Consider the following 24,026-nt stretch of genomic DNA (forward strand, 5'->3'; position numbering starts at 1 on the left):
ACGTCAGACAGGAGAACCTCTATGAAAAAACGCCAGTTTCTGGGCCGCGCCGCGTTGGCCGGCATGGCCGCCGCCACCCTGCCCGCCTCGCAAGCCGCCGCCGCCACGAACAACGCCGGACCGGCGCTGTTGACCGTGACCGGCGCCGTCGGCAAGGTCAACCGCGGCCGTTTCGATCCGGTGCGCGACCAGATGATGCACAAGCAAAAGCTCAGTTTCGACAAGGCGCATGCCTTCGACTTCGCCGCGCTGGCCGCGCTGCCGGCCGTCACCATCCAGCCGACGCTGGAATACGACGGCAAGCTGCACACGCTGCGCGGCCCGCTGCTGCTGGACGTGATGAAGGCGGCCGGCACAGCGCTGGGCGATGGCGGCAAGCTGGTGTTGCGTGCGGTGGATGGTTACGCGGCCACGGTCACCGTGGCGCAGGCGCGCGCGCAGCGCTACATCGTCGCCACCCATCTGGATGGCGCGGCGATGGCGCTGGGCGGACTGGGTCCGCTATGGGCGATCTACGATGCCGACAAGATCCCCGAGATGGCGGCCAAACCGCTCGCAGAACGGTTCGGTTCCTGCCCGTGGGCCTTGTATCACATCGAGGTGCAAGCCTAGGGCTTAAGCGTAGGCTTCGGCCAGGGTCATCACTCGCGGAGCGATGGTGATGCCGATGCCGGAAAACAGCGCGGTGATGGCGGCCATATTGGCTTCCATCTCTTCGGCTTTCCAGCCCTGGAACAAGTCGGTGCCGTCCTTCTGGAAGTGCAGGTCCAGCACCTTGCCGCGGTCCTTGTGGGTGTAGCCGCCGCTGTAGGTGTTCTTGAAACCCATCGCCGCCAGCGCCGCCAGCACTTCTGCCGGAGGATGGTCCGGATCGGTGGCCATGAACACACCAAAAGTCTTACCGGGTGGTTTAGCGGCGATATCCACGTCGTAAATCCCTGGCGCTTTCGTGACGGTCGTACTCTTCAGAAATAACATGTTCTTACCCCTATCCTATTGGTGCGCCGGCTTAGTGCTTGATTCTTCAAGAAAACATTCTAGGAAACAAGCTTATTGCTAATTCCGTGGTTTGTCGACTAATCCCGCCACTTATTTGTGAATTCGTACCAATAAAACTGCAACGCTCGCTCACGGGAAAAGCATACACCTGCTTAAAATATAGTTGTTAAGTAGTAATTTGCAAGGAGATAAGAGGCGTAACCGTCGCGGCGGGCTATTTCTGCCGTTTTCGGCGCGCCAGATCGGTGGTGGGCGCCACCAGCGCCCGGTAAAGTTCACCGGTTGATCTATCCCACAGGTCGACCGCCCGTTGTTGCCGATCCACAGTCGCCATGTCGCCGCGCGCGATCGGGCCGCTGAGCGCGGCGGCCGCGCCGAGCCGGAATACATTGGCCATCGACTCGGTCGCCAGCGGCTGCGCCATCTGGCGCGCCACCGCTTCCGGGATGCCGGCCGCCATGTAGGCGCGCAAGGCGGCGTCCAGCACCGTCACCAGGTAGTTGCTGGCGAAGACGGCGGCGGCGTGATACACGGTCTTGGCCGAGGCGTCGATCGGCACCGCTTGCGCGCCGATCGCTTGCAAGGCCGGCGTCAACACGGCCAGCGCGGCGGCGTCGCCCTCGATGCCGCAGAAGGTGCCTGAGAATTGGGCAGCCACCGCCACCGGATCGGCAAAGCTGCGGATCGGATGGACGCTGGCGACCAGCGCGCCCGCGTCGCGCGCCGCCTGCAACTGGCCGGACGCCAGCGCGCCGCTGCAATGGAACACGATGCTGCCCTTCAGCGGCACCGCCTGCGCCAACGCGGCGCAGGCGCCGACGATCTGATCGTCGCCGACGGCCAGCACATGCATGTCGGCCGGCTGCAATTGATCGTAACGCTCCACTGGCGCGCCGCTGCCGATGAAATCCACGCCGGCCTGCGCCGAGGCGGCGGAGCGCGTCAGCACCTGCTGCACCTGGAAGCCGGCCTGCGTAAGCAGCAAACGTCCCAGCACGCGGCCGACATGGCCGGCGCCGATCAGGTTGAGTGTCGCCATCAAAAACCGGACCCCGGCTGCTGCAAAAACGCCTGTTCTTCCGGCGTCGAAGCGCGGCCCAGGATGGCGTTACGATGCGGGAAACGGCCAAAGCGGCGTATCACCTCGTGATGGCGTTGGGCGAAATCGAGCATGCCGGCGATGGCCTGGCTGGTGGCTGGCGACGTCGTATCCCGCCCGGCCTCCGCCATGCGGGTGTACAGGGCCACGGCCTGTTCCTGCATCGCCAGGTCCTCGGCGTGCTCGAACGGCAGGTAGACAAAAGCGCGCTGCAAGGGCGGCAGCGCCAGGTCCTGCCGCGCATCGACCATATCAAGCGCCGCCTGCAAGGCTTGCGGGTCGCCGGCGAAGGCCAGCGGCGTGCCGCGATGGACGTTGCGGCAGAACTGATCCAGCACCAGGATGCGCGCCAGCGCCGACTGCGGACCTTCCGCGTCCCAAGCATGCAGGCCACCGGCCAGCGCCTGCTCGATCAGCGTGCCGAAACGGCTGGCGATCTCGCGGTCGAAATCGTCGTTCTTCTGGAACCACTCGCGGCGCGTCGCGTCGGCGGCCTGCCCAGGTGAAGGCTGGAACCAGAAATCGAATACTGCCCTGGCTTGTTCGTTCATGCTCATGTTGATGGTGTTTAGTTACGTGCGTGCGAGAGTTGAAAACTGTGGATGCCGTCGAATTGCGCCAGTTCGGCCGACAGCACCGACATCGGCGCGCCGCTACGCTTGCTCAGCGCGATGGCGACGAAGCGCCATTCCTGCATGCCGCCGTCGCTGCCTATCATCAGCGAGCCGCCGGCGATTTCATAGCCGCGTTGCAGCGCCATCGCGCGCAGCGCCGGCTCCTGCGGCAGATATCCGGCCTTGAAGCGCATGGTGATCGCAATCGCATGGCGCGACGGCAGCCAGGCCTCCAGCTTACTCAAAAAGATCATCGAGCCGGCGCACAACACCGCCAGCCCCATCGCGCCCAGATAGAAGCCGATGCCGACCATCACCCCGATCACCGACGACGCCCAGATCGAGGCCGCCGTCGTCAGGCCACTAATATTAAAGCCTTCGCGCATGATGACGCCGGCGCCGAGGAAGCCGATGCCGGTGACGATGCCCTGCACGATGCGGGTCGGGTCGGAGGTCAGCACTGTGTGGCCAGCCTGGCCGCCGAACCAGTCGCCTGGGTAGCCGCCGATCACCGTCAGCGCGGCGGACGCCATGCATACCAAGCCGTAGGTGCGCATGCCTGCCGCCCGGCCGTGATACGAACGCTCGTAGCCGACCATCAGGCCAAGCAGCAGCGCACCGACCAAATTCAGCAAAATGACGCCGTTGATGGCGATTTCGTGGGCAGACCAGTAGGCAAACAGGTATTCAATCGATGGCATGCGCGGTCTCTTTCAATGGTGGCGCTACGGTGTTTTTTTAACCAGCTGTTTTTCGAACGCGACATCGAGCTTGCTGACGCGCCGGGGCGGCCCCGGCGAAATGCCGTTGACGAAGGCGACGAAATCGTCGAGCTCCAGCGGCGCGCACAGCGGCGGCTGGCCGGCGCCTTCGGTCAGGAAGAAATGGCCGCTGCCGGTGCGCGACATCGAATACTTGGCATTTCCACTACGGACCTTGAGACGGTCGACGGCCGTCGTGGCCCGGGTTGCGCGGCCGCTCATAGCGCCTCCGTGCGGGCGTGCAGCCAGGCCAGCGCGGCGCCGGACAGCAGCGGGCGCAAACGCTGGCGCACCGTGGCGTGATAGTCGTTCAGCCAACGTTTCTCGTCGTCGCGCAGCAGCGAGGGCTCGATGCAGCGGGTGTCGATCGGGCACAGGGTCAGCGTCTCGAAATCGAGGAATTCGCCGAATTCGGTCTGCCCCGCGGAACGGTTCAGCACCAGGTTTTCAATCCGGATGCCCCACTTGCCGGGCCGGTACAGACCCGGTTCTATCGATGTAATCATGCCTGGTTCCATGGCGGTGTGCGGCTCCGGCATCGCCGATTGCGAAATCGACTGCGGGCCTTCGTGCACGTTGAGGAAGTAGCCGACACCGTGGCCGGTGCCATGGCCGAAGTCCATGCCTTCGGCCCACAGCGGCGCGCGGGCGATGGCGTCGAGCATCGGCGATTTGGTCCCGCGCGGGAAGCGCGCCGAGGACAGGGCGATCACGCCCTTGAGCACCAGCGTGAAATCGCGTCTGTGCTCGGCCGTGATGGCGCCGACGCCGACCACGCGGGTGATGTCGGTGGTGCCGCCCAAATACTGGCCGCCGGAGTCGATCAGCAGCAGGCCGTCCCCTTCGATGACGGAGTGCTGGGCTTCGGTGGCGCGGTAATGCATGATCGCGCCGTTGGAGCGGAAGCCGGCGATGGTGGAAAAGCTCGGACTGACGAAGCCCGGACGGCGCGCGCGCGCCGCCGTGATTTCACGGTCGATGGCCAGTTCGGTCAGCGCTGGGCGCTGCGGATCGGCCAGCGTTTGCTCCAGCCAGGTGAAGAATTCGCACAGGGCGGCGCCGTCCTGCTCCATGGTGGCGCGCACGTGCGCCGCGTCGGCCTCGCTTTTCTTCGACTTGGCGAAAGTGGTCGGGTTGATCGCCTCGATCACCTGGACCGTGGCCGGTATCCACTGGCGCGTGCCGTAGGTGAGGCGGCGCGGATCGATCAGCAAGGTGCTGTCGGCAGGCAGCTTGGCCAGCGCGGCGGCGGCCGATTGGTAGGGCGCGACATCGACGCCATCCCCCGCCAGCGTGGCGCGCAGCGCGGCCGAGATCTTGCCGTCGGCGACGAACAGCGTGGCGCTGGCCGGACCGATCAGCGCGTGCGACAGGAAAATCGGGTTGTAATTGACGTCGGCGCCGCGCAGGTTGAGCAGGTAGGCGATATCGTCCAGCGTCGAGATCAGGTGGTTCTGCGCGCCCAGCTGCTGCATCGTCGTGCGCAAATTGACAAGTTTTTCAGCGCGGGACTGCGTTGCGAACGGCGGCAGGTGTTCGTACACCGGCGCGGCCGGCAGCGCGGGGCGGCCGCTCCAGACTTGATCCAGCAGATCGAAATCCGTGCGCAGCGTGACGTTTTTCGCGCGCAGCGCCGTTTCCAGCAGGCGGGCGATGGACAGGCCGAGCACCGCGCCGTCGACCGCCGCAGTCTGGCCGGGCGTCAGGTTCGCGGCCAGCCAGTCGACATATTGCACGCTGGCGCCGGACGTCAGTTTCATCAAGGCAATGCCGGTGCCGGCCAGTTGCTGCTCGGCCTGGGTCCAATAACGGGCATCGGTCCAGATGCCGGCAAACTCCGGCGTGATAATAAAAGTACCGACCGAACCGGTAAAACCCGACAACCATTCACGGCCCTGCCAGCGGGCCGGCAGATATTCGGACAAATGAGGATCGGCGGACGGCACGATCAGTGCGTCGATTTGATGTTGAAGCATCGCCGCGCGCAACAACGCCAGGCGCTCGACGAAGTGGGAGGTATCTGGAATATGCATGGTTGAGGTCAATTTCCGGTGCGCCGCCGATGCGGCATGGCTTGTCGCTATGATACCGCGATTGCCCAGGGCACAGGTTTAGAACTTCGATTTTCCGTCGCGCAAGCGACAAATCAAAAGACCTCAATGGTTCAACCTGTTTCGCAATAATCTGTGCGAGTGGCAACTGTCGTGCAGCCGGCCATTAGAAAATCCAGAAACAACCGTCGTTCCCGCGAAAGCGGGAACCCATGCCGAGTATCCCGCGCGCTGAAGTATGGATTCCCGCTTTCGCGGGAATGACGAATTAACTGTCATTCGATACCACCACAATATTTCGTTTATTCCGGCGAATTAATTCAGAAGCCAATTTCATAAATTTCCATAACTCATGGTCACGCGGAGTACCAGGCAATACCCAATAGATACGCCGGCCACAATCGACTCCCGGCAGCGGACAAAAGCTGGAATTTGGCGCGACCACGCCAATAATTAGCATGAATAACGGGCGTGACTGCGCCTTTCGGTGCTCATGGGTATGACCAGGCTGGTGGCTTGAGAAGGGAGTTCACCCCAGGCAATTGGGGCTCAGCGCATTCACGCCTCGTAGCGGCGCAGGCCTTCGAGATCGAGAATACGGATGCCGCCATAATCAAGACTTAACAAGCCTTGTTTCTCAAGCAGCTGCAACGCCTGATTGGCGCGCTGGCGCGAGGCGCCGGATAACAGACCTAATTCCTCCTGCGATATCTGCACCAGTTTCTCCAATCCCGGATAAAGATGGGAATTAAACATGGAAACCAGACAGCGTGCCACGCGGGTATCGGGATTTAATAAGCGGTCATTTTCCACCATGCCGATAAACTGCCCCAGCCGCTCATTCAACTGCATCAATAAAAACCGCGTGAATGGCAGACTGGTATCGAGCAACCAATGAAAAGTGGACATCGGCATGCGGGCGATACGGCTGTCGCGCAATGCCATCGCATCGTATTTCAGTATCTCCCGCTTTAATATCGAACCCTCGCCAAACCAGCCGCCGGGAGGCACTCCGGTAAATGACACGCTTTTACCGGCCGCCGAGAAATTAGTCATCTTGACCATGCCCTCCATAATCCCCAGCCAATGCTCGACCATTTCACCCTTGCGGCAAACATAACCGCCCTTTGGAACGAAAGTTTCAAAGGTCTCGGCCTCCACGCGCGCCATTTGTTCAGGCGTCAGACCCTGCGCCCAGATCGCTGTGCGCAGTGCTTCCTTGAGAGTAATTTGATGTCGATTAGGCATTATTGCAACGCAATATGGAAAGTTCGGTCAAATGTCGCCGAAAAGACAACCTGCTTGTCGGCGGCAGGCTAATATCATCACATAAAAAGGCTGCCGTATCAGAAGTTTAACAAGTACGAGCAAACAGCAACAGGAGACACTGGTGCATACACAGAACGAGACGTTCCCGCGCTGGCTGCTGACCCATGGTCAGCTCCGTCCGGGGAAACCCGCATTCCGCGAAAAATACCTGGGCATCTGGCAAAGCTGGACCTGGGCCCAGGTCAACGACGAGGTGCGGGCGCTGGCCTGCGGCCTGGCCGCCATCGGCTTCCAGCGCGGCATGAACCTGGCCATCATCGGCGACAACCGCCCCCGCCTCTACTGGTCGATGCTGGCCGCGCAATGCCTGGGCGGCGTGCCGGTGCCGCTGTACCAGGACGCCCCGGCCGCCGACATGGCCTACGTGCTGGAAAACGCCGAAATCCGCTACGCCATCGTCGAGGACCAGGAACAGGTCGACAAGTTGACGGAATTGCAAAGCCTGTACCCGCATATACAACACGTGGCCTACGACGACGAGCGCGGCATGCGCCACTACCGCCAGCAAGGCCTGCTGTCCTTCGCCCGCCTGCAAGAACTGGGCCGGGACTGGGACAAGGCCAATCCCGGCATGTTCGACGCCGCCGTCAACGCCGGCAAGGGCGGCGACAACGCCATCATCCTGTACACCTCCGGCACCACCGGCAAGCCGAAAGGCGTGTGCCAGACCCACAGCGCGCTGATCGCGGCCGGCACCGGCGGCGTCGGTTTCGAGAACCTCACCGACCAGGAAGACATCCTGTCCTACCTGCCGATGGCCTGGGTGGGCGACTGCCTGTTCTCCTTCGCGCAGGCGATGACGGCCGGTTTCACCGTCAACTGCCCCGAATCCGGCGACACCGTCATGACCGACATGCGCGAAATCGGCCCTACTTATTACTTCGCCCCGCCGCGCGTGTTCGAGAACATGCTCACCACCGTGATGATACGGATGGAGGACGCCGGCGCCATCAAGCGCCGCATGTTCCATCACTTCATGGCGGTGGCGCGCCGCAGCGGCGCCGCCATCCTGGACGGCAAGCCGGTGCCGCTGTCCGACCGCCTGGCCTACGCGGTCGGCAAGGTGCTGGTCTACGGCCCGCTGAAAAACGTGCTCGGACTGTCGCGCGTGCGGGTCGCCTATACGGCCGGCGCCGCGATCGGCCCGGACCTGTTCCGCTTCTACCGCTCCATCGGCGTCAACCTGAAGCAGTTCTACGGCTCCACTGAAACCTGCGCTTATATATGTCTGCAACCGGACGGTCAGATCAAGTTCGACAGCGTCGGCCTGCCGGCGCCCGGCGTCGAAGTTAAATTGGCGGACAACGGCGAGGTCCTGGTCAAGTCGCCAACTTTGATGGACTGCTATTACAAGCGCCCCGACGCCACCAGCGAAGCGATCGACGCCGATGGCTACTTCCACACCGGCGACGCCGGCCTGTTCGACCACGAAGGCCACCTGAAGATCATCGACCGCGCGGCGGACGTCGGCAAGATGAACGGCGGCGCCATCTTCGCGCCCAACTATGTGGAGAACAAACTCAAGTTCTTCCCTTTCATCAAAGAGGCGGTGGTGTTCGGCGACCGGCGCGACGAGGTCTGCGCCTTCATCAATATCGACATGGAAGCCGTGGGCAACTGGGCCGAACGCCGCAGCATCGCCTATTCCGGCTACACCGACCTGGCCGCGCACCCGCAGGTGTATGGCCTGGTGCGCGACTGCATCGAGCAGGTCAACGCCGACCTGGCGGCCGAGCCGATGATGGGCGATACCCAGATCCACCGCTACCTGGTGCTGCACAAGGAGCTCGATCCCGACGACGACGAGCTGACCCGCACCCGCAAGGTGCGCCGCAAGTTCATCGCCGAGAAGTATGCGGTGCTGATCGAGGCGCTCTATAGCGGCAAGCAGTCGCAGTACATCGAAACGCAGGTCAAGTTCGAGGATGGCCGCAGCGGGCTGGTGGCGGCGGACCTGAAGATCGAGTCCTGCAAGACTTTCCCTGCCATCCAAGCAGCGGCATGACAGAGGAAACGACCATGCAAATGAACGAACCAGACACCCACTTCGGTGCGGACGCAGACCCCGGCCGCCGGAAAATCGGCCCGGTGATCCTCGACCTGAAAAATATCTCGCTGTCGTTCGGCGGGGTGAAGGCGCTGACCGACATCTCCTTCGACGTCAAGCAGCATGAGATCCGCGCCATCATCGGTCCCAATGGCGCCGGCAAGAGCTCGATGCTCAACGTGATCAACGGCGTGTACCGCCCGCAGCAGGGGGAGATCATCTACCGCGGCGAACACCGCAAGAACATGGACTGCCACGCGGCCGCCAAATCCGGCATCGCCCGCACCTTCCAGAATATCGCGCTGTTCAAGGGCATGACGGTCCTCGACAACATCATGACCGGTCGTAACCTGAAGATGAAGTCCAACTTCCTGATGCAGGCCCTGTACTGGGGCCCGGCGCGGCGCGAGGAAATCGCCCACCGTGTCAAGGCGGAGGAGATCATCGACTTCCTGGAGATCCAGGCGATCCGCAAGACGCCGGTGGGCCGCCTGCCATACGGCCTGCAAAAGCGCGTGGAGCTGGGCCGGGCGCTGGCCGCCGAGCCGGAGATCCTGCTGCTCGATGAACCGATGGCCGGCATGAACGTCGAAGAGAAACAGGACATGTGCCGCTTCATCCTCGACGTCAACGACCAATTCGGCACCACCATCGTGCTGATCGAGCATGACATGGGCGTGGTGATGGATATCTCGGACCGCGTGGTGGTGCTCGACTACGGCAAGAAAATCGGCGACGGCACGCCCGACGACATCCGCTGCAACCAGGACGTGATCAACGCCTATCTCGGAAAGGCCCATGAATGAACGTGAACTTCTTCTTTGAGGTGCTGATCGGCGGCCTGCTGTCCGGCGTGATGTACGCGCTGGTGGCGATCGGCTTCGTGCTGATCTACAAGGCCTCCGGCGTGTTCAACTTCGCCCAGGGCGCGATGGTGTTCTTCGCCGCGCTGACCTGCGTCGGCATCGTCGACAAATTCGGCGCGTCGCTGTGGGTGGCGATCCCGCTCACCATCGTCGTCATGATCCTGCTCGGCATCGCCATCGAGCGCGTGGTGCTGCGGCCGCTGGTGAACCAGCCGGAGATCACGCTGTTCATGGCCACCATCGGCCTGGCCTTCTTCATCGAGGGCCTGGCGCAGTTGATGTGGGGTTCGCAGGTGCACAAGCTGGAGCTGCCGATCGAGGACGTGCCGTCCGAGTACCTGATGAACAAATTTAACATCCTGGTCTCGCAGTTCGACATCATGGCGGCCGCCGTCTGCGGCCTGCTGGTGACGGCGCTGGCACTGCTGTTCTCCAGGACCAAGGTGGGCCGCGCACTGCGCGCGGTGGCGGACGATCACCAGGCCGCGCTGGCCGTCGGCATTCCGCTGCAACGCATCTGGGCGGTGCTGTGGGCGGTGGCCGGGCTGGTCGCGCTGGTGGCAGGCCTGCTGTGGGGTGCCCGCAACGGCGTGCAATTCGCGCTGACCTTCGTGGCGCTGAAGGCGCTGCCGGTGCTGATCCTCGGCGGCTTCACGTCGATGCCGGGAGCGATCGTCGGCGGCCTGATTATCGGCGCCTCCGAAAAAATGGCCGAGGTGTATATCGGCCCGCTGGTCGGCGGCGGCATCGAAGGCTGGTTCCCGTATGTGCTGGCGTTGTTGTTCCTGCTGGTGCGGCCGGAAGGCCTGTTCGGCGAAAAAATCATCCGCAGAATCTGAGAGGCCAAAGGGAAAACCTATGCTCTACCGCGAAGCAGGACAATTTAAAACCAGTTATCAGGCCGACAGCCAGATCTTCCCGATACTCCAGGACCGCATCGCGTTGTTCGCGCTGTTGTTGGTGGCGATCGTGGTGGTGCCGCTGTTCGCGTCGCCGTACGCCTTGTCGGCGATCCTGATCCCCTTCCTGATTTTCTCGCTGGCCGCGTTGGGACTGAACATCCTGACCGGTTACGCGGGCCAGCTGTCGCTGGGTACCGCGGCCTTCATGGCGGTCGGCGCCTTCGCCTCGTATAACTTCCTGGCGCGGCTGCCAGGCTTGCCGGTGCTGCTGGCGTTTGTGCTGGGCGGCTTGAGCGCGGCGATGGTCGGCATCGCCTTCGGCCTGCCGTCGTTGCGGATACGCGGCTTCTACCTGGCCGCCTCCACGCTGGCCACGCAGTTCTTCGTGGTGTGGTGCCTGACCAAGATCCCCTACCTGACCAACTACAGCAGCTCCGGCGTGATCACCGCGCAGAAGATCGCCATCCTCGGCTACCAGTTCGACACGCCGGGCCGCAAATACCTGCTGGTGCTGGGCGTGGTGGCCGTGATGGCGCTGCTGGCCAAGAACATGATCCGCTCCAACGTGGGCCGCTCGTGGATGGCGGTGCGCGACATGGACGTGGCGGCCGAAGTGATCGGCTTCCGCCTGATGCGCACCAAACTGCTGGCGTTCGCCGTCAGTTCCTTCTACTGCGGCGTGGCCGGCGCGCTGTATGCCTACGCCTACCTCGGCACGGTGGAGCCGGAAGCCTACAACCTCGACCTGTCGTTCCGCATCCTGTTCATGGTGATCATCGGCGGCGTCGGTTCGGTGCTCGGCTCCTTCCTGGGCGCGGCGTTCATCGTGCTGCTGCCGGTGTTCCTGAATATCTTCGCGCACAGCCTGGCGTTGCCGACCAGCGTGGCGTCCAATCTGGAGCTGATGGTATTCGGCGCCCTGATCATATTTTTCCTGATCGTGGAACCGCACGGTCTGGCGCGTTTGTGGCAAATCGGTAAAGAGAAACTGCGTCTGTGGCCGTTCCCGCACTAAGCGCATAAAAAACAATAACCTGGAGGAGAAGACAATGAAGCGCATCGCATCCCTGGTACTTGGACTCACACTGGCATCATCCATTCCGGCATGGGCACAACCGGCCGTCGCCGACCAATACGTCGCCCTGCCCTCGTATCGCGTAGGCCCTTATGCGGCGGGCGGTTCCGGCTTTTACGGCGGCATCATCGACTACTTCAACCTGGTCAACCTGGCGGGCGGCGTCAACGGCGTGAAGATCTCGTGGGAAGAATGCGAAACCGAATACAACCCTTCGCGCGGCGTCGAATGCTACGAACGCCTGAAGACCAAGAACGGCGGCGCCACGCTGGTTGAGCCGCTGTCCACCGGCGTCGCCTACGGCGTGCTCGATCGCCTGCCGACCGACAAAATCCCGATGACGATGATCGGCTACGGCCGCTCGGACGCCGCCAACGGCAAGGTCTTCCCCTATGTGTTCCCGCTGATTACCAGCTACTGGAACCAGGCCGCCGCGATGATCAAATACCTCGGCGACAAAAACGGCGGCATGGACAAGCTGAAAGGCAAGAAGATCGCCTACCTGTACCACGACTCGGCGTTCGGCAAGGAACCCTTGCCGGTGCTGGACGCCTTGTCCAAGCAGTATGGCTTCGACCTGATCAAAATTCCCGTCACGCCGCCGGGCACCGAGCAGCAATCGCAGTGGCTGCAGATCCGCCAGGCCAATCCCGACCACGTGATCCTGTGGGGCTGGGGCGCGATGAACGCGGTCGCCATCAAGACCGCTCAGCGCAACGGCATCCCGCGCGAGAAAATGCTGGGCGTGTGGTGGGCCGGCTCCGAAGAAGACACCGTGCCGGCCGGCGACGCCGCCAAAGGCTACAGCGCGATGACCTTCAACACGCCGGGCAACTACCCGGTGATGGACGAGATCCAGAAAAAACTCTACGACGCCGGCAAGGGCAACCTGGCCGACCGCAGCCGCATCGGTTCCGTGTACCACATGCGCGGCGTCAGCGCGGCCATCCTGTGGGTGGAAGCGATGCGCACCGCGCAGGACAAGTTCGGCAAGGGCAAACCGGTCAACGGCGAACAAATGCGCTGGGGCCTGGAACACCTGAACGTCGACGAAGCGCGCCAGAAAGCCATCGGCGCCTTCGGCATGCTGCCGGTGGTGAAGACCAGCTGCGACGACCATGAAGGCTCGGGCGCGGTCAAGGTCCAGCAATGGGACGGCAAGAAGTGGAACGCCATCACGCCCAACTGGATCGTCGGCGACAAGGCCCTGACCCGCAAGCTGCTGGAGGAAAGCTCCGCAGCCTACGCGGCCGAGAAAAAAATCACCCCGGCCTGCGCAAAATGATGACAGCCACCAGCACGCCGGCCGCTCCGGCGGCAGCGCCCTACCTGTCCGTGAACAACGTGGAAGTGATCTACGACCACGTGATCCTGGTGCTCAAGGGCGTGTCCCTGCAAGTCCCGCAGGGGAAGATCGTGGCCCTGCTGGGCGCCAACGGCGCCGGCAAGTCCACCACGCTGAAAACCATCTCCACGCTGCTGCGCGGCGAACGGGGCGACGTCACCAAGGGCGAGGTCCAGTTCAAGGGCCAGCGCATCGACCAGCTGACGCCCAATGAGCTGGTGCGGCGCGGCCTGTCGCAGGTGATGGAGGGCCGCCATTGCTTCGGCCACCTGACCATCGAAGAGAACCTGCTCACCGGCGCCTACACCCGCAGCGCATCGCGGGCGGAGTTGAAGGAATCGCTGGAGAAGGTCTACCACTACTTCCCGCGCTTGCGCGAACGGCGCGGCAGCCAGGCCGGATACACCTCCGGCGGCGAGCAGCAGATGTGCGCCATCGGCCGCGCGCTGATGGCCAAGCCGTCGATGATCCTGCTGGACGAACCGTCGATGGGCATCGCGCCGCAGATCGTCGACGAGATCTTCGGCATCGTCAAGGACTTGAACAGCAAGGAGAACGTCTCCTTCCTGCTGGCCGAGCAGAACACCAGCATCGCGCTGCGCTACGCGGACTTCGGCTACATCCTGGAGAACGGCCGGGTGGTGATGGAAGGCGCGGCCGCCGAACTGGCCAGCAATGAAGACGTCAAGGAGTTCTACCTCGGCGTTTCCGGCGCCGGCCGCAAGAGCTTCCGCGACATGAAATTTTACCGCCGCCGCAAACGCTGGCTGGCTTGAGGTCCGACAGGCATGAATCTCAAGCAGGCCAAGGCCCTGTGCCGCACCTTCCCCGGCGCGACCGAGGATACCAAGTGGGGCGCGGACCTCGTGTTCTCCGTCGGGGCGAAAATGTTCGCCGTCACCGAGCTCGATGACAAGGCCAAGGGGATCAGCTTCAAGGTGGACGACGACCGCTTCCTGGAACTGACCGACCGCCCCGGCATCATCCCCGCGCCCTACCTGGCGCGGGCGAAGTGGGTGCGTGTGGACGATTTAAAAACCCTCAGCGACGTCGAAGCCAAAGAACTGCTGACGCGCTCTTATGAACTGGTGTTCGGCAAACTGACCAAGAAGCTGCAACGCGAGATACAAGGATAAACAATCATGGCCGATACCTACGACAGTCTCGAAACGCGCTCGCCCGAACAACGCGAACGCGAGCTGATGTCACGCCTGCCGCAACTGGTGGCGCGCGCCAAGGCCGCCGCCGGCTGGTCGCGCATCCTGCACGACGTCAACGCCTCCGACATCAACAGCCGCGCCGCGCTGGCGACGCTGCCGGTGACGCGCAAGTCCGAGCTGCACACCTTGCAGAGACAGCAGGCGCCGTTCGGCGGTCTCAATACCACGCCGCTCGGGCAGCTGTCGCGCGTGTTCATGTCGCCCGGCCCGATTTTCGATCCAGAAGGACGCGGCCAGGACTGGTGGCGTTTCGCCCGGCCGATGTATGCGGCCGGCGTGCGTCCCGGCGGCCTGCTGCAGAACTGCTTCTCGTATCACTTCACGCCGGCGGCTTTCATGGTCGAAGGCGGCGCCGCGCGCATCGGCTGCGCCGTGATACCGGCCGGCGCCGGCCAGACCGAGATGCAGGTGCAGGCCATCAGCCATTTGCGGCCCGATACCTACATCGGCACGCCGTCCTTCCTGAAGATCATCATCGAAAAAGCGCGGGAGCTGGGCGCGGACGTCAGCAGCATCCAGAAGGCCTTGATGTCCGCCGAGGCGCTGCCCGAATCGCTGCGCAGCTGGTTCATCGAGCACGGCGTGCCGCATGTACTGCAATGCTATGCGTCGGCCGATATCGGCAGCATCGCCTATGAAACCCAGAGCGGCGACGCGCGCGACCCGGGCATGGTGCTGGACGAGGACCTGATACTGGAAATCGTCCGCCCCGGCACCGGCGATCCCGTGCCGGACGGCGAAATCGGCGAAGTGGTCGTCACCCTCTTCAACCAGGACTACCCGCTGATCCGCTTCGCCACCGGCGACCTGTCGGCGATCCTGACCGACACGCCACCCTCGCCCTGCGGCCGCACCAATACCCGCATCAAAGGCTGGATGGGCCGCGCCGACCAGACCACCAAGGTGCGCGCGATGTTCGTGCATCCGTCGCAGGTGCACGACGTCACCCGCCGCCATCCGGAAATCGTCAAGGCGCGGCTGGTGGTGTCCGGCCACATGGCGCAGGACGTGATGACGCTGCACTGCGAAGTGGCCGATCCGTCCAGCGCCTCCAGCGCCGTCGCCATCACCGAATCGATACGCGACCTGACCAAGTTGCGGGGTGAAGTGCGATTTGCCACCATCGGCAGCCTGCCCAACGACGGCAAAGTGATCGACGACGTGCGCGACTACACCTGAGCCGGGCGTAGTTGTGGTGGAAAACCAACGGCATGCGGCGGGGCGGGATATGGCGGATAATAGCGAACTTACCCCCTGTTTTTAGAAGCCGAAGAAGATCATGCAAGACTTCCATCACACCCGCGCCCGCGCCCTGCTGGAGAACGCGGAAGAACTGTTCAGCAAAGCAGACGTCGACCAAGCCGTCACCGCGATGGCCGACACCCTCAACGCCCGTTTCGACCGCCCGGACAGCGATTCCTTCCCGCTGGTGCTGGGCGTGATGGGCGGCGCCGTGGTCTTCACTGGCAATCTGCTGCCGCAACTGACCTTCCCACTCGAATTCGACTACATCCACGTCAGCCGCTACGGCGACGACGACAAGGGCGGACAAGTGGTCTGGAAAGTGGTGCCGCGTTCGAACGTGGCCGGCCGCGTGGTCATCGTGCTCGACGATATCCTGGACGAAGGCGAAACGCTGGCCCACGTCAAACAGCGCCTGCTGGACATGGGCGCGGCTGAAGTGGTGCTGGCCGTCTTCGCCGACAAGGCGATCGGCAAGGCCAAGCCGTGCAAGGCCGACATCGTCGGCATCACCATCCCCAACCGCTTCGTGGTGGGCTTCGGCATGGACGCCTACGGCTACTGGCGCAACCTGCCGGGCCTGTGGGCCATCCAGACCGAGAATTAAACCCAGCGGCCGCAGGCCGCAAGCACCGGCGGGATATACACCTTGATACTTTCGTGGCTATTCCTGCTGGCGATAGGCCAGGCCTTCCTGATGGCGGCGACGCTGCTCAGCGTGCGCCAGCCGGAGATGCGGACCGCCAACCGGCTGCTGTCCGCGCTGCTGCTGGTGTTCGCGGCCATCATCGGCCATAACTGGCTGGGCCTCAATCACCTCTACCAGCAGTATCCGCACAGCGCGCTGGCCATCGTCACGCTGGGGCTGGCCGTCGGGCCGCTTCAATATCTGTACCTGCACGCGATGCTGTCCAATCAAAAGCTGGACCGGCGCGCGCTGCTGCACTTCCTGCCCTTCGCCGCCGCCACGCTGGCGATGATGCCGTTCTACCTGCGCTCGGCCGAGGAGAAGCTGGCGTGGATGCATCAATGGAACGGTTGGCCGTGGTACCTGACCGTGGCGGGGCTGGCCAAGCTGGCCATCCTGCTGACCTACATCCGCGCCACCCACCGGCTGGTGGGCCGGGTGCCGGTCGATTCCGACCTGGTGCGCGACCTGCGGCGCCTGATGGGCATGTGGCTGGTCAGCGCCGCGCTGAGCATCGTCGCGCTGGCGATGGCGGTGCTGGACGTGGAGCAGCCGCTGTCCGCCGACGCGATGGATGGCATTTCGCTGATGCTGTTCGTGTTCGCGACCGCCTTCACGGCGATGCGGCTGCCGCTGGGTTATCGTCCGCGCGCACTGCCGCCGCCCGCGCCGCCCAAACAACGCTACGCCAGCAAACAGTTATCCACAGCCGACCGCGACGCCTTCCTCGCGCGGCTGAACGCCTGCATGGAACAGGAGCAGCCCTACCGCAACGGCGAATTGAAGCTGGAAGACCTGGCCGCGCAGGTGGCGATGACGCCGCACGAACTGTCCCAGCTGATCAACGAGAACTGCGGCGCCAACTTCGCCGATTTCCTGAACCGCCATCGCGTCGAAGCGCTGAAACTGGCCCTGCAGGCCCCCGGGCAAGCCAGCGCCAGCATCCTCGATCTGGCGATACTGGCTGGATTTAACAGCAAAAGCGCGATGAACCGCGTATTTAAGAAGCAGACCGGCATGACGCCGGGCGAATTCCGCGACCAGGCCAAAACACCCGCCTAGCAGGTGCCAAATCATCATTTGAGACGCAAAACGCGGTGTGCGGCGGCACACTGGGCTCCTCACAACACGGAGCCAAGCATGAAAACCACCCGCATTCTGATCAGCCTTTCCGTCCTCCTCTGCGCCCAGGCCTGGGCCGGCCAGCAGACCTGGATCACCAACGTCAAACTGGTGTCGCCGGAAAAACTGGACCGCGTCGAGAGCGGCAGTGTGCTGATCGAGGACGAACGCATCGTCCGGGTCGAACGCGGCGCGAACAGGAAAACGCCGGCCGGCGCCCGCCGCATCGACGGCAAAGGCCAGTTCCTCACGCCCGGCCTGATCGACTCGCACGTCCACCTGTTCTCCGTCCCCGGCATGAGCTTCGAGCAGGCCGACCGGAAAAAGACCATGGCCGCCGAATACTTCGCGCAGATGCCGCGCTCCTTCCTCTACTACGGCTACACCACGGTGATCGACCTGGCCGCCGGCAGCCGCGAATTCATCGACCGCGTGAAGGCCACGCCGCTGCACCCGGACGTCTACGACTGCGGCGCGCCGCTGGTGTTCGCCAACGGCTACCCATCGTCCTACGCGCCGCCGGAAAGCCGCTTCGAGATGTTCTCCAACTTTATCTACGACCCGGCGCAGGCCGACAAGATCCCCGCCCGCTTCAAGCCGGAAGACTACACCCCGGCCAAGGGCGTGGCGCGGGTCAAGGCCGACCAGGCCATCTGCGTCAAGACCCACTTCGAACATGGCTTCGGCACCATGCACAACCTGCCGGTGATGAGCCCCGCCGTGTACGCGGATGTGCGCACGGCCGCCAGCAAGGACGGCATGGTGCTGGTCACCCACGGCAATTCGTTCGAAGCGCAGACCTTCGCCGTCAACGGCGGCGTCGACGTGCTGGCGCACGGCATGTGGCACTGGGGCGCGCTGGACAAGGAGAAGGAACTGCCGGCCGAGATCAAACAGCTGCTGGACAAGATCGCCGAGCGCAAGATCGGCTACCAGGCGACGATGCAGGTGCTACATGGCCTGAACGCCTACTTCGACCCCGCCTACCTGAACCACCCGGCGCTGGCCAGGCTGCTGCCGCCGGCGATGCTGGCCTGGCTCAAGACGCCCGAAGGCCAATGGTTCAAGCAGGAGCTGGCGGAAGATGAAACCGACGCGGCGGTGTTGAAGGGAATGGAAGCGCCGCTGCGCCGCCAGCGGCAGGTGGTGGCCTACCTGGCCAGCAAGGACGCCAACTTCGTGTTCGGCACCGATACGCCGTCGTCGCCGACCTACGGCAACATCCCCGGCCTGAACGGCTACCTGGAGATGCAGAACCTGCACAGGGCCGGCCTGTCGCTGGCGCAGCTGTTCAAGGCGGCCACCATCAACAACGCCCGCACCTTCAAGATCGATGCGCAGGTGGGCACCATCGAAGCGGGCAAGCTGGCCAACCTGGTGCTGATGAAGATGTCGCCACTGGCCGATATCCGCGCCTACGACAGCGTCGACACCGTCTGGGTACGCGGCAAACAGGCTGCGCGCGGCAGCCTGTCGGTCAAATAAACCCGGGGTCAAGTCTGACATTCGGACACGGCCTCTGCCGTAAGGCCTCACAACGGCAGAGGCCGTGTCCGAATGTCAGACTTGACCCCCAGGGTTTTACAGGGCCAACCGCGCGCGGGCGGCGTCGTATTCCTGCTTCAGGCGCGCTACCATCTCGGCGGTGGTCGGCACGTCGTTCATCAGGCCTACGCCCTGGCCGGCGCCCCAGATGTCGCGCCAGGCCTTGGCGCTGGCGGAGCCGAAATTCATCGAGCTCTTGTCGGCCTGCGGCAGCGCTTCCGGATCCAGGCCGGCGGCGACGATGGATTTTTTCAGGTAGTTGCCGTGCACGCCGGTGAACAGGTTCGAATACACGATGTCCGCCGCGGTCGATTCCACGATCGCATTGCGATAGTCGTCGCTGACGTTCGATTCCTGCGTCGCCAGCCAGCGCGAGCCGATGTACGCGAAGTCCGCGCCCATCGCCTGCGCCGCCAGGATCGCATCGCCGGTGGCGATGGAGCCGGACAGCGCGATCGGGCCCTTGAAGAATTTGCGGATTTCACCCACCAGCGCGAACGGCGACAGGGTGCCGGCATGGCCGCCGGCGCCGCTGGCCACCAGGATCAGGCCATCGACGCCCGCTTCCAGCGCCTTCTCCGCGTGACGGATCGAGATCACGTCGTGCAGGACGATGCCGCCGTAGCTGTGGATCGCGTCCAGCATCTCCTTCGGCGGCGCGCGCAGCGAGGAGATGATGATCGGGATCTGGTGCTTGACGCAGACTTCCACGTCATGCGCCAGGCGGTCGTTCGACTGGTGCACGATCTGGTTGACGGCGATCGGGCCGACACGCTTGTCCGGATTGGCGGCCTGGAATTCGGCCAGCTCTTTCTGCAAATCGGTCAGCCACACGTCCAGCAGTTCCGCCGGACGGGCGTTCAGCGCCGGGAAGGAGCCGACGATGCCGGCCTTGCACTGCGCCGCGACCAGGGCCGGGCCGCTGGCGATGAACATCGGGGATGCGATAACTGGAAGGGTAAGGTTTTGCAACGCTGCTGGCAGGGCCATGGCGAACTCGCTGTCGGTGAGTTAAGGAAAATCGATTATAGATCGAAAATAGTACGACCGTGCCTAAACTAGGCGGCTTCCTCTATATTTCCTGGCGACTACTCCTCAACTACTCATTGAGTAAGTACTCACCATCGACACGGGCCGCAGCCGCGCGCACCAGCTGCCCGACCGCCCAGGCGCCAACCTGCTCCGGCGTCTGCTTCAGGAAGTTGGTGTTGGCCTTTTCAAACACCGGCATCGCCATCAGCAACTGCGGCACATCCGCCAGCGGAATGCGCTGGCGCTCCAGCAGCAGGAACTTCAGCAGCACCTTCAGCGCGTTCTGCGCGTTGCGCAGAGGATCGGCCTCCAGGTACTCCAGCCGCGAACGGGCCCGCGCCAGCGCGCCGGCCACGTCGTCGAACGGCTTGCCGTGGCCGGGGATCACCAGCCGCACGTCCAGCCCTGCGATCACGTCCAGCGTGGCGCGTTCCTCGGCGAAGCCGGACTGGCCGTCCAGCTCCGGGAAGATGATGCCGAAGCCGTTTTCCCACAGCGCGTCCGCCGAAATCAGCAGCCGCTCCTGCGGGCAGTAGAAGATCAACGAATGCGGATCGTGGCCGGGCGCACCCAGTGCCTGCCATTCCATGTCCGCCAGTTTCAGCACGTCGCCGGGGGCGATGGTGGCGTCGAAGGTGAAGCGCTCGCAGCGCTGGCCGGTGGCCTTGAAGCTGAGCGCCTCCACGTCCCAGCGCCGCACCTTGTCCGCCTCGGCGACCGGGATCGAGGTGCGGCTGCCGAAATGCGCCTGCAAGGTGGCGTTGCCGCCGCAATGGTCGGAGTGCAGATGGGTGTTGACGATCTGGTCGAGGTGGCGGCCGTGCAGCGCATGGCGCACCAGCGCCAGCGTTTGCGGCGCGTGGCTCAGGTAACCGGTGTCGATGATGGCCGTGTCGTGGCGGCCCAGCAGCATGACGTTGTTGGACGACAGCCAACCCCGTTCAAACACCTGGATGGTATCGGGCAGCGCGTTCATTCGTCGTCGAAGTTGATTAATTGCTCGCGGCGGCGGATTTCCGCCCACACGCCGCGTTTGTAGTCGTCGTCCGCCTTGGACCAGGCGACGATCTCCGGGATCGTGCGCATGCAGCCCATGCAATACAGGCGGTCGGCGTCCATTTTGCACAGGCTGACGCAGGGCGACGGCACCGGGGTGGCCAATTCCGGCGCACCGGGGGAAATTAGGTTAGCTGGTTCACTCATGCCGCCATTATGCCCGCGAACGCGCTTGACTTGGTGATTTTCAGGCCTATACTACCATCCATGTAGATGGTAACCGGATGGAGACTCATGGCAAAGCAAGAATTAAAACTGAAGACCGCTGAATCGGAAAAGATCACGATCAACCTCGGTCCTATCGACCTGGGACAAATTGACCTGTTGGTGCAGGAAGGGTTTTATTCCAACCGCACCGACTTGATACGCACGGCGATCCGCAATCAGTTGAACCAGCACGCCGACGTCGTGAAACAGACGGTGGCGCGCAAGAGCCTGGTGCTCGGGATGCAGCATTACTCACGCGCCGACCTGGAAGCCACCCAGGCGGCCGGACAGCGACTGCAAATCCAGGTACTGGGACTGGCCAGCATCGCCAACGACGTTTCCGTCGAACTGGCGCTGGCGACGATCGAATCAATCTTCGTATTGGGATCGCTGCACGCCAGCGCGGTGCTCAAAACCGCGCTGGCAAAACGCATCCATTAAAGGAACATCATGAAACTACCGTTGTTTTCACACATGCGCGAAGCGGCGCAAAAACTGATGAACAGAAGCGCTTCGGCCACCATCCAGCAGGCCATGGACAGCCTGCGTGGACATCCGTCCATGCGGCCGGCAGCGCCGGCGCAACCGTCGCAACCCGCCATGCGCGACATCAATCCGCCGCCACGGCCAAGCGCGGACGCGGCGCCCGACGTCACGGCCAAGGCAGCGCCGGAAACGGCCGCGCCGTCGCCCAACGGCGCCAGGCCGAATCCGGCCACACATCCGGCCGAGTATGCGCAGGATATGCTGAACCGCATGGGCATCAAGGTCGACCTGCAGGCCAATCTCGACCGCGCCATCGACGTCGGCGCCATCATGCATCCGGCGCCCGCAGTGCCGCTGCCGGACGGCGCGCAGTTCATCAAGGGCAGTTACACCAACCACGCAGGCACCCGCAACTACAAGCTGTACATCCCGGCCAGCTTCCACGGCCAGGCCATGCCGCTGCTGGTGATGCTGCATGGCTGCACGCAGAACCCGGACGATTTCGCCGTCGGCACGCAAATGAACCAGCTGGCCGAGGAAAATGAATGCTTCGTGGTCTACCCGGAGCAGACCGCCAACGCCAACCAGAGCAAATGCTGGAACTGGTTCAGCGCCATCGACCAGCAGCACGGCCAGGGCGAACCGTCCATCATCGCCGGCATCGCCCAGCAGATCATCGACGATTATCCGGTCAACGAGCGCCAGGTGTATGTGGCCGGCCTGTCGGCGGGCGGCGCGATGGCGGTGATCGTCGGCACGCTGTATCCGGAACTGTTTGCGGCGGTGGGCGTGCATTCGGGCTTGCCGTTCGCCTCGGCGCAGGACCTGCCGTCGGCGTTGACGGCCATGAAGCGCGGCGTTATGTCGCCGCGCAAGGCCGGCGACGGCTCGCAACCCATCATCGTCTTCCACGGCGACAGCGACCACACCGTCCACCCGCGCAATGGCGAACAGGTGATCGAACAGCTGCTGCACAGCCAGCAGGGCAAACCGTCGGTGCAATCGGGCAGCGTGCCGAATGGCCACCGCTACACGCAGACCACCCACACCAAGGCGGACGGCACGCCGATCGGCGAACACTGGGTGGTGCACGGCGCCGGCCACGCCTGGTTCGGCGGCAACGGCAGCGGCACCTACACCGACGCCAAAGGTCCGGACGCCAGCCGCGAGATGCTGCGCTTCTTCCGCACCGTCAGCTGATCAGCCGCTGAAGCGCTCGATCTTCTCGCGGTTCTGTTCCATGTCGTGATCGGAATCCGCGTAGCGTTTGGCGATGTCGATGAATTCCTGTTGCAGTTCCAGGAAGGCGTCGACCATGTCGGGATCGAAGTGCTGTCCCCGCCCCTCGATGATGATGGCCACCGCCGCCTCGTGCGACATGCCGGCCTTGTAAACGCGGCGGCTGATCAGCGCGTCGTACACGTCGGCCACCGCCATCAGACGCGCGGAGATCGGGATGTTGTCGCCGCTCAGGCCTTCCGGATAGCCGCTGCCGTCCCACTTCTCCTGGTGGCCGTAGGCGATCTCCTTGGCGAACTTGAGGAAGTCCACCTCCAGGCCCAGCTCGCGCTCGGCCTGGCGGATCGCGTCGCGGCCCAGCGTGGTGTGGGTTTTCATGATCTCGAACTCATTGCCCTCGAAGCGGCCGGGCTTGAGCAGGATGCGGTCCGGGATGCCGACCTTGCCGATGTCGTGCAATGGCGCGGACTTGAACAGCAGCTCGATGTTTTTATCGGTCAGGAAATCGCTGAAGCGCGGATTGGTGCGCAGCTTTTCCGCCAGCGTCTTCACGTAGTGCGCGGTGCGGCGGATATGGTTGCCGGTTTCGCTGTCGCGGGTTTCGGCCAGCGAGGCCATGGTGTGGATCGTCACGTCCTGCAAGGCGACGATTTCGCGCGTGCGCTTTTCGATTTCCGTTTCGAGGAAGTTGTTCTGGTCGCGCAGGAAGTCGTGCACCCGCTTCATCGACAGCTGGGTCTTGATGCGCGCCTGCACGATCGGCGCGGAGATCGGCTTGGTGATGTAGTCCGCCGCGCCCAGGCTCAGTCCAAGCTGCTCGTCCACCGCCTCGCTCATCGCGGTGACGAAGATGACCGGAATGTCGCGCGTGGCGGGATTGGCCTTGAGCGCCTTGCAAACATCGTAGCCGCTCATCCCCGGCATCATCACGTCCAGCAGGATCAGGTCCGGCTTGGATTCGCCGTTGGCGATCTTCAGGGCGCGCTCGCCGTTGACGGCGATCTTGGTGCGGTAATCGTCTTCCAGCACGGCGCACAGCAGATCGATGTTGTCCGGGATATCGTCGACCACGAGGATCGTAGGTTTAGCGTTCATTGGCGT

At 63.5% G+C, this 24,026-nt stretch carries 25 protein-coding genes; 14 read left to right on the plus strand and 11 right to left on the minus strand.

Annotation, left to right across the window (positions count from 1 at the left end):
• Positions 1 to 21 precede the first annotated feature (21 nt).
• Positions 22 to 612 (plus strand): putative pterin-binding protein, encoded by a 591-nt coding sequence (locus tag AC1RMD_RS01490; RefSeq protein ID WP_492922966.1) that lies wholly within the window; start codon positions 22 to 24, stop codon positions 610 to 612.
• A 3-nt stretch (positions 613 to 615) separates the two neighbouring features.
• Here the strand turns inward: AC1RMD_RS01490 and AC1RMD_RS01495 are convergent, their stop codons facing one another.
• The 7 genes from AC1RMD_RS01495 to AC1RMD_RS01525 all read right to left on the minus strand — a co-directional run bounded on the left by AC1RMD_RS01495 (position 616) and on the right by AC1RMD_RS01525 (position 6,772).
• On the minus strand, positions 616 to 882 hold the full coding sequence (locus tag AC1RMD_RS01495; RefSeq protein ID WP_492922968.1) for a hypothetical protein: 267 nt from the start codon (positions 880 to 882) through the stop codon (positions 616 to 618).
• Between the two features lie 331 nt (positions 883 to 1,213).
• Positions 1,214 to 2,038: a Rossmann-like and DUF2520 domain-containing protein gene (locus AC1RMD_RS01500; RefSeq protein ID WP_492922970.1), complete on the minus strand. Its 825-nt coding sequence runs from the start codon at positions 2,036 to 2,038 to the stop codon at positions 1,214 to 1,216.
• On the minus strand, positions 2,038 to 2,655 hold the full coding sequence (locus tag AC1RMD_RS01505) for a DUF924 family protein (protein WP_492922972.1): 618 nt from the start codon (positions 2,653 to 2,655) through the stop codon (positions 2,038 to 2,040). The genes AC1RMD_RS01500 and AC1RMD_RS01505 overlap by 1 nt, the downstream gene beginning before the upstream one ends.
• Positions 2,656 to 2,666: 11 nt before the next feature.
• Entirely contained in the window at positions 2,667 to 3,413 is a 747-nt protein-coding gene (locus AC1RMD_RS01510; protein WP_492922974.1) for an MgtC/SapB family protein, read from the minus strand.
• A gap of 24 nt (positions 3,414 to 3,437) precedes the next feature.
• The gene (locus AC1RMD_RS01515; protein WP_020704035.1) at positions 3,438 to 3,695 is read right to left on the minus strand and encodes a hypothetical protein; all 258 of its coding nucleotides are present in this window, start codon (positions 3,693 to 3,695) and stop codon (positions 3,438 to 3,440) included.
• Positions 3,692 to 5,506 carry an aminopeptidase P family protein gene (locus AC1RMD_RS01520; RefSeq protein ID WP_492922976.1) on the minus strand — a complete coding sequence of 605 codons (1,815 nt, stop codon included), beginning with the start codon at positions 5,504 to 5,506 and terminating at the stop codon, positions 3,692 to 3,694. The genes AC1RMD_RS01515 and AC1RMD_RS01520 overlap by 4 nt, the downstream gene beginning before the upstream one ends.
• Before the next feature lie 576 nt (positions 5,507 to 6,082).
• On the minus strand, positions 6,083 to 6,772 hold the full coding sequence (locus AC1RMD_RS01525) for a Crp/Fnr family transcriptional regulator (RefSeq protein ID WP_492922978.1): 690 nt from the start codon (positions 6,770 to 6,772) through the stop codon (positions 6,083 to 6,085).
• 139 nt (positions 6,773 to 6,911) lie between these two features.
• Here AC1RMD_RS01525 and AC1RMD_RS01530 point away from each other — a divergent pair, with 139 nt between their 5' ends.
• From AC1RMD_RS01530 to AC1RMD_RS01580, 11 genes are all read left to right on the plus strand, one after another.
• Positions 6,912 to 8,858, plus strand: coding sequence for an AMP-binding protein (locus AC1RMD_RS01530; RefSeq protein ID WP_492923553.1), 1,947 nt, complete (start codon positions 6,912 to 6,914; stop codon positions 8,856 to 8,858).
• Between the two features lie 14 nt (positions 8,859 to 8,872).
• Positions 8,873 to 9,706: an ABC transporter ATP-binding protein gene (locus AC1RMD_RS01535; RefSeq protein ID WP_161095108.1), complete on the plus strand. Its 834-nt coding sequence runs from the start codon at positions 8,873 to 8,875 to the stop codon at positions 9,704 to 9,706.
• A gap of 2 nt (positions 9,707 to 9,708) precedes the next feature.
• A complete protein-coding gene (locus tag AC1RMD_RS01540) occupies positions 9,709 to 10,605 on the plus strand; it encodes a branched-chain amino acid ABC transporter permease (RefSeq protein ID WP_492923555.1) in 897 nt (298 codons plus the stop codon).
• 19 nt (positions 10,606 to 10,624) lie between these two features.
• Positions 10,625 to 11,683 carry a branched-chain amino acid ABC transporter permease gene (locus AC1RMD_RS01545; RefSeq protein WP_492922980.1) on the plus strand — a complete coding sequence of 353 codons (1,059 nt, stop codon included), beginning with the start codon at positions 10,625 to 10,627 and terminating at the stop codon, positions 11,681 to 11,683.
• 34 nt (positions 11,684 to 11,717) lie between these two features.
• Positions 11,718 to 13,028, plus strand: a complete 1,311-nt coding sequence (locus AC1RMD_RS01550) for an ABC transporter substrate-binding protein (protein WP_492922982.1) — start codon at positions 11,718 to 11,720, stop codon at positions 13,026 to 13,028.
• Complete coding sequence (locus AC1RMD_RS01555) at positions 13,025 to 13,864, plus strand: ABC transporter ATP-binding protein (protein WP_492922984.1); 840 nt, start codon at positions 13,025 to 13,027, stop codon at positions 13,862 to 13,864. The genes AC1RMD_RS01550 and AC1RMD_RS01555 overlap by 4 nt, the downstream gene beginning before the upstream one ends.
• A 12-nt stretch (positions 13,865 to 13,876) precedes the next feature.
• Positions 13,877 to 14,224, plus strand: coding sequence for an MmcQ/YjbR family DNA-binding protein (locus tag AC1RMD_RS01560; protein ID WP_492922986.1), 348 nt, complete (start codon positions 13,877 to 13,879; stop codon positions 14,222 to 14,224).
• A 6-nt stretch (positions 14,225 to 14,230) separates the two neighbouring features.
• Positions 14,231 to 15,487 (plus strand): phenylacetate--CoA ligase family protein, encoded by a 1,257-nt coding sequence (locus tag AC1RMD_RS01565; protein ID WP_492922988.1) that lies wholly within the window; start codon positions 14,231 to 14,233, stop codon positions 15,485 to 15,487.
• Between the two features lie 100 nt (positions 15,488 to 15,587).
• Positions 15,588 to 16,157 carry a hypoxanthine-guanine phosphoribosyltransferase gene (locus AC1RMD_RS01570; protein ID WP_332852763.1) on the plus strand — a complete coding sequence of 190 codons (570 nt, stop codon included), beginning with the start codon at positions 15,588 to 15,590 and terminating at the stop codon, positions 16,155 to 16,157.
• A 42-nt stretch (positions 16,158 to 16,199) separates the two neighbouring features.
• Complete coding sequence (locus AC1RMD_RS01575) at positions 16,200 to 17,300, plus strand: AraC family transcriptional regulator (protein WP_492922991.1); 1,101 nt, start codon at positions 16,200 to 16,202, stop codon at positions 17,298 to 17,300.
• Between the two features lie 78 nt (positions 17,301 to 17,378).
• Positions 17,379 to 18,845, plus strand: a complete 1,467-nt coding sequence (locus tag AC1RMD_RS01580; protein WP_492922993.1) for an amidohydrolase family protein — start codon at positions 17,379 to 17,381, stop codon at positions 18,843 to 18,845.
• A gap of 96 nt (positions 18,846 to 18,941) precedes the next feature.
• Here the strand turns inward: AC1RMD_RS01580 and AC1RMD_RS01585 are convergent, their stop codons facing one another.
• The 3 genes from AC1RMD_RS01585 to AC1RMD_RS01595 all read right to left on the minus strand — a co-directional run bounded on the left by AC1RMD_RS01585 (position 18,942) and on the right by AC1RMD_RS01595 (position 21,140).
• Positions 18,942 to 19,895, minus strand: coding sequence for an NAD(P)H-dependent flavin oxidoreductase (locus AC1RMD_RS01585; RefSeq protein ID WP_492922995.1), 954 nt, complete (start codon positions 19,893 to 19,895; stop codon positions 18,942 to 18,944).
• Positions 19,896 to 20,004: 109 nt separating this feature from the next.
• Entirely contained in the window at positions 20,005 to 20,913 is a 909-nt protein-coding gene (locus AC1RMD_RS01590; RefSeq protein WP_492922997.1) for an MBL fold metallo-hydrolase, read from the minus strand.
• A complete protein-coding gene (locus tag AC1RMD_RS01595) occupies positions 20,910 to 21,140 on the minus strand; it encodes a DUF1289 domain-containing protein (protein WP_492922999.1) in 231 nt (76 codons plus the stop codon). The genes AC1RMD_RS01590 and AC1RMD_RS01595 overlap by 4 nt, the downstream gene beginning before the upstream one ends.
• 87 nt (positions 21,141 to 21,227) lie before the next feature.
• Between AC1RMD_RS01595 and AC1RMD_RS01600 the strand changes: the two genes are divergently transcribed.
• The gene (locus tag AC1RMD_RS01600; protein WP_492923001.1) at positions 21,228 to 21,641 is read left to right on the plus strand and encodes a CopG family transcriptional regulator; all 414 of its coding nucleotides are present in this window, start codon (positions 21,228 to 21,230) and stop codon (positions 21,639 to 21,641) included.
• 33 nt (positions 21,642 to 21,674) lie between these two features.
• A complete protein-coding gene (locus tag AC1RMD_RS01605) occupies positions 21,675 to 22,886 on the plus strand; it encodes an extracellular catalytic domain type 1 short-chain-length polyhydroxyalkanoate depolymerase (protein ID WP_492923557.1) in 1,212 nt (403 codons plus the stop codon).
• On the opposite strand, the gene AC1RMD_RS01610 is transcribed toward AC1RMD_RS01605, so the two are convergent.
• Positions 22,887 to 24,020: a response regulator gene (locus AC1RMD_RS01610; protein WP_492923003.1), complete on the minus strand. Its 1,134-nt coding sequence runs from the start codon at positions 24,018 to 24,020 to the stop codon at positions 22,887 to 22,889.
• Between the last annotated feature and the right edge of the window lie 6 nt (positions 24,021 to 24,026).

The organism is Duganella sp. GW822-FHT06D06, assembly GCF_058799615.1.